The sequence below is a fragment of the Stenoxybacter acetivorans DSM 19021 genome (genome assembly GCF_000745895.1).
GTDB lineage: Bacteria > Pseudomonadota > Gammaproteobacteria > Burkholderiales > Neisseriaceae > Stenoxybacter > Stenoxybacter acetivorans.
This window is the reverse complement of the sequence record NZ_JQKE01000076.1, coordinates 1-10270: the sequence shown is the minus strand read 5'-3', so window position 1 is coordinate 10270 and position 10270 is coordinate 1. Positions and strand designations below refer to the sequence as shown.

The 10270-nt window shown below is 46.7% G+C and carries 11 protein-coding genes, 1 pseudogene and 2 riboswitches; of the genes and pseudogenes, 11 read left to right on the top strand and 1 reads right to left on the bottom strand.

Annotated features, from left to right (window positions below; all coding sequences use genetic code 11):
- The coding region (locus Q384_RS13415; protein WP_156956536.1) for a hypothetical protein at positions 1-197 on the bottom strand (197 nt) is incomplete at its 3' end.
- A gap of 819 nt (positions 198-1016) precedes the next feature.
- On the opposite strand from Q384_RS13415, the gene Q384_RS09820 reads away from it, so the two are divergent.
- The 11 genes and pseudogenes from Q384_RS09820 to Q384_RS09765 all read left to right on the top strand — a co-directional run bounded on the left by Q384_RS09820 (position 1017) and on the right by Q384_RS09765 (position 9807).
- Complete coding sequence (locus Q384_RS09820; protein ID WP_037587577.1) at positions 1017-1208, top strand: heavy-metal-associated domain-containing protein; 192 nt, start codon at positions 1017-1019, stop codon at positions 1206-1208.
- A gap of 2 nt (positions 1209-1210) precedes the next feature.
- Positions 1211-1672: pseudogene (locus Q384_RS09815) on the top strand (HAD-IC family P-type ATPase); the annotation flags it as partial.
- 49 nt (positions 1673-1721) lie between these two features.
- The gene (locus Q384_RS09810; RefSeq protein ID WP_037587573.1) at positions 1722-2414 is read left to right on the top strand and encodes a DUF3108 domain-containing protein; all 693 of its coding nucleotides are present in this window, start codon (positions 1722-1724) and stop codon (positions 2412-2414) included.
- Positions 2414-3676, top strand: coding sequence for an RsmB/NOP family class I SAM-dependent RNA methyltransferase (locus tag Q384_RS09805; protein ID WP_037587582.1), 1263 nt, complete (start codon positions 2414-2416; stop codon positions 3674-3676). The genes Q384_RS09810 and Q384_RS09805 overlap by 1 nt, the downstream gene beginning before the upstream one ends.
- Positions 3677-3870: 194 nt before the next feature.
- Positions 3871-3972, top strand: a riboswitch (glycine riboswitch).
- Positions 3973-3980: 8 nt separating this feature from the next.
- A riboswitch (glycine riboswitch) is annotated at positions 3981-4101 on the top strand.
- A gap of 56 nt (positions 4102-4157) precedes the next feature.
- The gene (gene gcvT, locus Q384_RS09795) at positions 4158-5255 is read left to right on the top strand and encodes a glycine cleavage system aminomethyltransferase GcvT (protein ID WP_037587568.1); all 1098 of its coding nucleotides are present in this window, start codon (positions 4158-4160) and stop codon (positions 5253-5255) included.
- A gap of 108 nt (positions 5256-5363) precedes the next feature.
- Positions 5364-5747 carry a glycine cleavage system protein GcvH gene (gene gcvH, locus Q384_RS09790; protein ID WP_037587565.1) on the top strand — a complete coding sequence of 128 codons (384 nt, stop codon included), beginning with the start codon at positions 5364-5366 and terminating at the stop codon, positions 5745-5747.
- Between the two features lie 225 nt (positions 5748-5972).
- The gene (locus Q384_RS09785; protein WP_245608542.1) at positions 5973-6152 is read left to right on the top strand and encodes a type II toxin-antitoxin system HicA family toxin; all 180 of its coding nucleotides are present in this window, start codon (positions 5973-5975) and stop codon (positions 6150-6152) included.
- Between the two features lie 58 nt (positions 6153-6210).
- The gene (locus Q384_RS09780) at positions 6211-6633 is read left to right on the top strand and encodes a type II toxin-antitoxin system HicB family antitoxin (protein WP_037587564.1); all 423 of its coding nucleotides are present in this window, start codon (positions 6211-6213) and stop codon (positions 6631-6633) included.
- Between the two features lie 382 nt (positions 6634-7015).
- Complete coding sequence (locus tag Q384_RS09775; RefSeq protein ID WP_037587562.1) at positions 7016-8428, top strand: sodium:proton antiporter; 1413 nt, start codon at positions 7016-7018, stop codon at positions 8426-8428.
- Positions 8429-8482: 54 nt separating this feature from the next.
- Positions 8483-9184 (top strand): 16S rRNA pseudouridine(516) synthase, encoded by a 702-nt coding sequence (locus Q384_RS09770; protein ID WP_037587559.1) that lies wholly within the window; start codon positions 8483-8485, stop codon positions 9182-9184.
- A complete protein-coding gene (locus Q384_RS09765; protein ID WP_037587558.1) occupies positions 9181-9807 on the top strand; it encodes a trimeric intracellular cation channel family protein in 627 nt (208 codons plus the stop codon). Before Q384_RS09770 ends, Q384_RS09765 begins: the two co-directional genes overlap by 4 nt.
- The last annotated feature ends 463 nt before the right edge of the window (positions 9808-10270 follow it).

Below are 10270 nucleotides of genomic sequence, written 5' to 3'. Positions count from 1 at the left end.
TCTCTTAGTTTTATTAAAATAAATGAAATAAATAAAATAAAAAATGGAAATCTCATGTTGGCTTGTGCAATATATCTCATTTTCTCTATATCATCTATCCCAATATCCTTTAAAAAATAGACAATTACAGCCGAGTAAGCTAAAATACTTGGCAAAACCAATAACGCCCTAATGGTACGATGAGTTTCTATTTCCATTTCAAATCCTTGATAAATTGTTTCAAATTTATTTCCAGCCTAATCATATCAAAATCATCTATTTTTTAAACATTCTTCCAAAAGACTTCATGATTAAGGTGCATATAACATCACCATGTGCCACATCATGATCTATTTTCATAAAAATTCCTTTCCTGCTGAAATACTTCAAATATCCATTATCTTCTACATTATCATATTAACAAAAAATCACAAATTATTTTTTGTTCTTTGTTAAAAATTTTAGTTGTTTAAATTCAAAATAGTTACTTAAGTTACAATAAAGCTGCCTGAAAATACTGCTATAATATTTTTAGACAGCTCTCTTATTAATTTCCAAACTTAGATAACGCATATACCCCATACTTTGTAAATTAGCTGTTTAAGATAGTTAATATATAATTTCGATGTTACTATCCTTTAAAATAAAATTAATTATATAAAGTTATATTATTATTTTTTAAAAAAGCAACCATGATTTAATTCAGCAGATTTGAGACAATTAACCGTAGTTTTCCCAGCTGATCATTTTGAAAAATTTAGCAGCTTAGCTATATTGCCCTGAAACACATTCAGCCAGCCTGTTTTGGCTGACACGACAACAACTTTTGTGGTTAAAATATCTAAAAATTCACAATCGCATGATAATGCCGCGCAGAGTGGCAATCTGCTGTGCCATACTCACAATCTGAAACCGTAAATTGCGGCTGTTTCCGCCGTTTTCGGTATTAAAATCCACCTTTAAATATGCCGAAACGCCGCATTTATCCTACTCGCTTCTTTTTTCGCGCAACTGTTTATTGAAGGAAATCGTTCATCATGGAACAAAAAATCCGTTTCCATATTGACGGCATGACCTGCCAAGCCTGTGCCACGCGCATTGAAAAAGTGTTAAACCGTTATGCGGCAGTAGCGGCGGCAGACGATGTGGTTCTCAGCGGTGAAGCATGGTTTGATGAGAGCCATTTAACCGGCGAATCCAAGCCTTTACTCAAACGGCGGGCTCAATGAACAGCGGCGACAACGACGGCGTGGTGCGCCACATTGCCAATTTAACAGGCATTATCCATTATCATGCACACATGAGCCCGCGCGCCAAAGCCGAAGCCATTCGCGGCTTAATGCAGCAAGACCGCGTGGTCGCTATGGTGGGCGACGGCATCAACGACACGCCCGCGCTTGCCGCCACCGATGTCGGCTTTGCTATGGTTGATGGTGCAGATGCGGCAACCCATGCCGCCGCCACTTTAATGCAGCATTCAGTGAATCAAGTTGCCGATGCGCTGCTGCTGGCTCGCGCCACCATGCGCAATATTCGCCAAAACCTGTTTTTTGCGTTTTTCTACAATATTTTGGGCATTCCCTTGGCTGCGCTGGGTTTACTCAGCCCTGTGATTGCCGGTGCGGCTATGGCGGCAAGCTCCATTTCTGTTTTGGGCAACGCTTTGCGCCTGAAAAAACAAAAATTGAGTTAATGCAACACCGTAGCCGTGCGATAATTCATCGGTTTTCAAGGACACTCACATGACAACAACACTTCAAAAAATCATTGCCTTATCGGCAATATTCATGGCTTTGCTGCTGAATCTGTCTGCTGTTCAGGCAGCCGATTTTCCGCAGCAGGTACAATTGCAATATATCGGTCCCTACGGCGTACCCGCCGCCATGACATTCAGCCAAAGCAACAACCGATACCGCGTAACCGCCGACATCAATGTACCGATGTATCAAATGCGTTTTCAATCACAAGGCACGGTTTCGGGCAACACCTTAAATCCTGCCGTTTACACCGATACCCGCAAAGGCAAGCTCTATGCCCAAGCCAAATTCGGCGGCGGCAAAGTGGTGTACGGCAAAACGGGCGAAGAAATGAAAACGGCAGAAATAAATGGTGCTGTATTCGATTTATTCACTTTGGCATGGCAATTGGCAATGAACGAGGGACAATTGCCCAATCAGCTGCGCATCACCAACGGCAAAAAACTTTATACGGTCGGCGCACTTAAACGCATCGGCACCACGCAGATGCGCATCAACGGCAACGACACCGAAGTCAATCAATACCGTGTAACCCGAGGCAATGATGTGATTGACTACGCTTTTTCGCCGCAATGGGCGAATATTCCCGCCAAAATCACCTACACCGACGACGGCAAAACCTATACATTGAAACTGAAAAGCGTCAAACTCAACGGCAAGGCAATTCCACCCAAATGATTAACTCCACCCAACTGGCACACACCACCGACGTTTTATCTGATGTTTTACTTTTCAGGCAGCCTGCTGATGTAATTTTGTCGGCATTTTTCCGTCGGCAACGAAAACTGGGCAGACAAGACCGCCATGAAATCGCCGAAACGGTGTTTGCCGCTTTGCGTCATCTGCAAAAAATCCAAACCGCGCTGAAAAAACCGCATACCCAAGCCAAAAAAGCCGCATTGGCGGCTTTGGTATTGGGGCGCGGCGTGAGCGTACAAGCACTCAGCTCTTTATGCAATGAAGAAGAATCCGCTTGGTTATCCGCGCTGAAGTCGCAAAAAAACACCTTTGCCGATGCCTTAAACACCGCTGCCGAACTGCCTGTTGAACTCATTGCCGTTTTGCGCCAAAACGGCTGGCAAGACGATGCTATTTTGGCATTCGGCAAAACCGCCATGCAAAACGCCCCTTTGGACGTGCGCGTCAATATCCTCAAAGCCCGCCGTGATGCGGTATTGGCACAATGGCAAGCAGAAGATTTACATGGTACTGCCACACCATTGTCGCCGTGGGGCATTCGTTTTGCCGACAAACCTGCCGTCAACAAACACCCGCTGTTTCTTGACGGCAGCGTTGAAGTACAAGATGAAGGCAGCCAATTACTCGCCCTGCTCACCGGTGCGAAACGCGGACAAATGATCGTGGATTTTTGTGCCGGTGCCGGCGGTAAAACCTTGGCAGTGGGCGCAATGATGAACAACAGCGGACGTTTATACGCCTTTGATACCGCTGAAAAACGCCTGAATAATCTCAAACCGCGCATGATTCGTGCCGGTTTAACCAATATTCACCCGCAGCGCATTGACGACGAACACGACAAACGCATCGACCGTTTGCACGGCAAAGCCGATTGTGTATTGGTGGACGCGCCATGCTCGGGCTTAGGCACTTTGCGGCGCAATCCCGATTTAAAATACCGCCAATCCGCCGAACGCATTGCCGCCTTGTGTACACAGCAATATTCAATCTTATCCGCCGCCGCACAATTGGTGCGCATCGGCGGCAGATTGGTGTATGCCACTTGCAGCGTTTTGCCCGACGAAAATGAACGCCAAGCCGAACGTTTTTTGGCAGAAAATCCGAGCTGGAAAGCATTGTCTGCCGCCGATTTATTGACAAGCCAAAAAATTCCGCTCAACACCGGCACATACTTGCGGCTGAATACTGCCGAACACCATACCGACGGTTTTTTTGCAGCGGTATTTGAACGGGTAAAGTAATCAGCAGTGATCATCGCAATGGGTATTTCAGGCTGCCTGCAATATCTTTATATATACAATTAATGAAACCGTAAATTAAAGTGAGCCGTTTCTTTTACTCAATAACAGCGGTGTAACCGTTCCTTATTTGGTCAAACAACATGCTTTGTGCGTTGATTTACTTGCCGAACAAACACCGATTAGCGGATAATTCCGCCTTATTTGCAGGAGAGATTGCCGCGAATAAAGTAATCCGCGGCAACACCGAAGGCGCAGACACCCTTAAATCGCTCAGGTAAACGGACTGTAAAACCGTCCTTCACGGACACCAACATCTGGAGAGCGGCGCAGTGCGCCCACCGAAGGGGAAAAGACAGCAGGCTGCCTGAAATATTATCAGGCAGCCTGCTGTCGAAAATCTCAGGTTTCAGGACAGATAGGGCGCGTATCGGCAGCAGTTCAAGCCGATGCGAACTTTTTGTTTTCATGAAAGAAACCACTCATGACCGCACCTAAAAACACACCGTTTTATGAAGCACACCTTGCCGCCGACGGCAAAATGGTGGATTTCTCGGGCTGGAATTTGCCCATTCATTACGGCTCTCAAATCAAAGAACACGAAGCCGTGCGCACCGATGCGGGCATGTTCGATGTATCGCACATGCTGGTGAGTGATGTCAGCGGTGAACACGCCAAAGCGTGGCTGCAAAAACTGCTTGCCAACGATGTTGCCAAGCTCGGTTTTGTCGGCAAAGCCCTGTATTCCCCAATGCTCAACGACAAAGGCGGCGTGATTGACGACCTTATTGTTTACCGCACCAATGAAGCCGAAACCCAATACCGCATCGTTTCCAACGCCGCCACGCGTGATAAAGATTTGGCACAATTCAATGCCGTGGGCGCGGATTTCGGCGTGGTCATTACCCCGCGTTATGATTTGGCCATGCTGGCGGTGCAAGGTCCCAATGCCATAGACAAATTACTGTGCGTGAAACCGCAGTGGGCAGATACCGTGCGCGGTTTGCAGGTATTTCAAGGCGCAGATTTAGGCAATAACTGGTTTGTTGCACGCACAGGCTACACCGGAGAAGACGGCGTGGAAGTGATTTTGCCTGCCGCAGAAGCCGCCGCATTTTTTCAAGCACTGCACGCGGCAGGTGTTGCGCCCTGTGGTTTGGGCGCGCGCGACACCCTGCGCATGGAAGCGGGCATGAATCTCTACGGACACGACATGGACGACAACATCAGCCCGCTGGAAGCCGGTATGGCGTGGACGGTTGCCATGAAAGACGACCGCGAATTTATCGGTCACGCCGCTTTGGCACAGCAAAAAGCACAAGGCATCGCCATGAAACAAGTGGGCTTATTGCTGGAAAGCCGCGGCGTATTGCGCGAAGGCATGACTGTGGTTGTACCAAACGCAGCCGAAGGCGTTATTACCAGCGGCACATTCTCACCCAGCCTCAAGCAATCCATTGCCATCGCCCGTGTACCGCAAACCACGGCAGACACCGCACAAGTGAACATTCGCGGCACACTCACTGAAGTGCGCGTATTGAAATTGCCGTTTGTGCGCAATGGCAAAAAACAGTTTGATTGAGTGTTAATTAGCTGATTGATTAAATATAAAGGCTGCCTGAAAAAACAGGCTCGCTTTGAAATCCTGTTTGCCGCTTTACCTTGATTATTACCCTTTTCGGAGAACCCAATGAGTCAAATCCCTACCGATTTAAAATACACTGCCAGCCATGAATGGCTGCGTTTGGAAACCGATGGTACGATTACCATCGGCATCACTGAACACGCTCAAGATTTACTGGGCGATATTGTGTTTGTGGAACTGCCCGCCGTGGGCGCGGTATTGGAAGCCGAAGCAACGGCAGGCGTGGTCGAATCGGTAAAAGCCGCTTCTGATGTTTATGCCCCGATTGCCGGCAGCGTAACCGCAATTAACCAAGACTTAATTGATGCCTCCGAAACCGCCAACAGCGACCCTTACGGCGCAGGCTGGTTCTTCAAACTCAGACCCGCCAATCCCGCTGATTTTGATGGTTTACTGAATGCGGAACAATACGCCGCCGAAGTTGGCTGATACACAGTGAAAAAAACCGCCCGTTATGGGCGGTTTTTTAGCGGCGGCAGGCTTGGTGTTAATATAAATTTAGGGACTATCCTGGATAACTGGGTTAAATTTTCTCTGTAAAAAATCCCAACCATTTCAGGCAGCTTTTTTATACAAAAAAGTTTAAATTCTGCTTGATATATTAAACATTTTTGTTTAATATATACCCATGTTCAACGAATTAGGAAGGATTGAGTGGTGAAGCAGAGCGAGTTCCTTAGGTGGTTACTTGCTCAAGGTGTTGAAGTAAAAGATGCCTCGCGGCATTTGAAACTTTATTACAACGGCAAGCAAACCATATTGCCGCGCCACCCAAGTAAAGAATTACCGAAAGGCTTGGTGGAAGGTGTGAAAAAACAGTTGAGTTTGAAATAAGCAAACAGGCGAGCAGCAAGGCTTGCCGCCGCCACCCAATCCGAATGAGAGTTTAATCATGTACTATCCTGCAAAATTCAGCCAAGAAGACAACGGCTATACTGTTACCTTTCGCGATATTCCCGAAGCCATTACCTGCGGCGATGATTTGACAGACGCACGAGCAATGGCGGCGGACGCTTTATTAACCGCCATGGATTTCTATTTTGAAGACCGCCGTACTGTACCAATGCCCTCGGTTCAATTACAAAAGGGCGAAGAGTGGGTGGCACTGCCCGCCAGTGCATGGGCAAAAGTGTTGTTGCTGAATGAATTGGTGCACCAAAATATCAGTAATTCCGAGCTGGCGCGTCGGCTGTCCACCCGCCCGCAAGATGTGCAACGCATTGTGAATTTGCACCATGCCACCAAAATCGATACCTTGGCAGAAGCCTTGCAACAACTGGGATTGCGATTAAATTTAAATATTTCAACTATTTGATTTTTGAATAGATATTCAGCAAAAAATTGATCGCGTGAATATGGTGTTGTCAGGAAAATTCTTGCCGCATAAATCATATTAACAAAACGGCTTATGTCATGCAAAATGCCGATTTTGCGCAATCGGCATTTATTTTTACACTTGAAATGATGCAGCTGCCCTCGCTGTAACAGGCTGTCTTACTGTTTTTTCAGGCAGCCTGATTAAGAGACAAAAAGCACCTTATCTCCATCGGTTTACCCAATCCAATTCATGGCATATTTTGTGTGGAAAAAACGGTTAATTGGCATTGACACTTCTTTTCATTTAGAATTGGGCAATAAATTTATTTCACAATTACCATGCTTGTTTTGATTTCAGGCAACCTAAGGATAAAAAACGCATGTCTGTTCAAGCCGCCCTGTTTTTGTTTGGTCTAGTGGCTTTGCCCGCAACCGCTGCCGCCGCCGAGTTGAATAACGCATCTTTAAGTCTGTGGTGGGGCATGCCTTTCGCGCTGATTCTGCTCTCCATTGCGATATTGCCGCTGGCGGCGAGTCATTTATGGCATCATCATTTCGGCAAAATCACCGCGCTTTGGACAATGCTGTTTTTATTGCCGTTTACCGCCGTATTCGGCTTTGGCGCAAGCGTACACACCGTTGTTCATGCCGTTTTGGAAGAATACATTCCGTTTATTTTATTGCTACTGGCACTCTACACCGTTTCCGGCGGCATCTTGGTGTGGGGCAATCTGCACGGCAGCCCGCGTGTAAACACCGTTTTGATCACCATCGGCACACTGTTGGCATCAATTATGGGAACAACAGGCGCGGCAATGCTGTTGATTCGTCCGTTGTTAAAAGCCAATGACAACCGCAAACACCGCGTGCATGTGGTGGTATTTTTTATCTTTTTGGTTGCCAACATCGGCGGTGGCTTAACCCCTTTGGGCGATCCTCCACTGTTTCTAGGCTTCCTGAAAGGCGTTGATTTTATTTGGACAATCAAACACATGATGCTGCCTGTTATCATCAGTAGCATTGTATTGCTGGTGCTGTTTTACCTGATTGACCGCCATTTCTACGGCATGGAAAAAGAATTGCTTTCAAAAGATCCCTCACCGGATTCCAAATTAAAAATTTACGGTAAACGCAATTTAGTATTGCTGGCAGGCGTGGTCGGCGCGGTTTTGCTGTCGGGCTTATGGAAAAGCGATGTTGCTTTCAATATTTTAGGCACAGAAATCGGCTTACCCGCCTTAGCTCGCGATGTTCTTTTAATTGTGATTACTTTGGTTTCACTCAAAATTACACCCAATCCTGTGCGCGCCGGTAATGAATTCAACTGGGAGCCGATGCTGGAAGTAGGTAAACTGTTTTTGGGTATTTTTATTACCATCACCCCGGTGATTGCCATTCTTAAAGCGGGCGAATCCGGCGCGTTCGGCGGCTTAATCCGCTTGGTTCACAACAGCGCAGGCGAGCCGATTAACGCCATGTATTTTTGGATGACCGGTTTACTGTCTGCTTTTTTGGACAATGCACCAACCTACCTCGTATTTTTCAATATGTCGGGCGGTGATGCCGCCGTGCTGATGCACCAAATGACCACCACCTTATTAGCGGTATCCATGGGTTCAGTGTTTATGGGCGCATTAAGCTACATCGGCAATGCCCCCAATTTTATGGTGCGTTCCATCGCCGTTCAGCGCGGCGTGGCAATGCCCAGCTTCTTTGGCTACATGGCATGGTCATTCGGCATTTTGGTGCCGCTGTTTATCCTGCACACCTTAATTTTCTTTCTTTTCAGCTGAAACCGCTGTTTTCAGGCTGCCTGAAAACCGTTTCAGGCAGCCTTTATATTCATTATGAACATCATCAAATACCTGCAAGCCCAAGGTTTGGGCAGCCGCAAGCAATGCACACAACTCATTCAATATGACTTGATTGCCATTAACGGCTGCCTGAAAAACAATACCAATGAAGACATCGCGCCAAACGACGTGGTTGCTCTTGAAATCAACGGCGAAAAACAGATTCCCGTACCCTACCCGTTTTTTTACATTTTATTGAATAAACCCGCCGATTACGAAACCTCACACAAACCGAAGCATTACCCGTCGGTATTCAGCCTGTTGCCGCCAAACTTGCTCAATTTACCCATGCAAGCCGTGGGCAGATTAGATGCCGACACCACCGGCGTGTTGATTATCACCAACGACGGACAATTCAACCACCGCATCACCTCACCCAAACACAAAGTACCGAAACGTTACCGCGCCGTACTGAAACATGCCGCTGATGAACGCCTGTGCGCACAACTGCGCTCGGGTGTGTTACTACATGACGACAATGAAACCGTTTGCGCCGAACAGGCTGAATTGGCAGACGCACACACCTTAATCATGGTTATCAGCAACGGCAAATACCACCAAGTCAAACGCATGGTTGCCGCCGCAGGCAATCGTGTTGAACAATTGCACCGCGAACAATTCGGCGCATGGCGCACCGACGGTTTATCCGTTGGAGAATGGCGGTTTTTTCAGCCTGATCAATTGATTACATCATGAATGTTACCGAAATACTGCACATCATCGGCACAATTGCGTTCACCATTTCCGGCTATTTGGTGGGATTTCGTAAGCGGCTGGATTTGCTCGGCGTCATGATTGTTGCCCTGCTCACCGCCATTGGTGGCGGCATGCTGCGCGACGCACTGATTGGGCAAATCCCGCGCGTATTTTTGCAAAACACCGCATTGAGCGTGGTGTTTATCACCCTCTTGCTTTCATGGTTGCTGCGTCTGCATCAGCACCGCCAACGCTTGATTGCCACATGGTTCATCACCGCCGACGCCATCGGTTTAGCCGCATTCAGCCTCACCGGCGCACAAATCGGCTTGCAGCTGCAATTAAACATATTCGGCACGCTCATGCTCGGTTTTGTTACCGCTGTTGGCGGCGGCATCGTGCGCGACATGCTGGTGAACGACATTCCGATTATCCTGCGCAAAGATGTTTACGGCAGCATTGCTTTATTAATGGGTGCACTGTTGTATTTGCTGAATCTGTTTGATGCCATTAACGCCTACACATTAAACCTGTTATTTATCATTGGCTTGGCAACACGATTAGGCACACACTACTACAGCATAGGCTTACCGGGTTTTCAGAAACACAGTGATTACAATTAATACAGCCAAACCACTTTCTTTTTCATCACGCAGCAATCCGAAACAATCAAGCCTTGCATGTTTACATGACAGAAACCAGAATAAAAAGTCGTATCTATATGTGGAGAATAGTGTTTTAGCTATAATATTGCGTATTCAATCAATTTAACGACAAAAATTAATGACAGGCACAAACGCATAACAACACTATGCGTTTGGATAAATGGCTTTGGGCGGCACGGTTTTTTTTAATTCGATCTTCAAGGTGTAAAATTAAAATCAAAGTACACTTAATTTGTCCTACATCAAAGAAAATCACCGACAAAGCGATTAGAGTAAATGTTATTTATTGTTGTGTTTTGTGGTGAAAGCGCAAACAGTTTCAACAACAAACAAATCAACATACCGGGTCAGCGGCATTTTAAGCGAATGACTGCGGCAAAGCGTATGCGTTTTCAGAACAGGGAAGGAAATACACATGAAC

Coding starts and splice junctions, on each gene's coding strand:
- Q384_RS09820 (WP_037587577.1), top strand. CDS start 1,017: ATGGAACAAAAAATCCGTTTCCATATTGACGGCATGACCTGCCAAGCC.
- Q384_RS09810 (WP_037587573.1), top strand. CDS start 1,722: ATGACAACAACACTTCAAAAAATCATTGCCTTATCGGCAATATTCATG.
- gcvT (WP_037587568.1), top strand. CDS start 4,158: ATGACCGCACCTAAAAACACACCGTTTTATGAAGCACACCTTGCCGCC.
- gcvH (WP_037587565.1), top strand. CDS start 5,364: ATGAGTCAAATCCCTACCGATTTAAAATACACTGCCAGCCATGAATGG.
- Q384_RS09780 (WP_037587564.1), top strand. CDS start 6,211: ATGTACTATCCTGCAAAATTCAGCCAAGAAGACAACGGCTATACTGTT.
- Q384_RS09775 (WP_037587562.1), top strand. CDS start 7,016: ATGTCTGTTCAAGCCGCCCTGTTTTTGTTTGGTCTAGTGGCTTTGCCC.
- Q384_RS09770 (WP_037587559.1), top strand. CDS start 8,483: ATGAACATCATCAAATACCTGCAAGCCCAAGGTTTGGGCAGCCGCAAG.
- Q384_RS09765 (WP_037587558.1), top strand. CDS start 9,181: ATGAATGTTACCGAAATACTGCACATCATCGGCACAATTGCGTTCACC.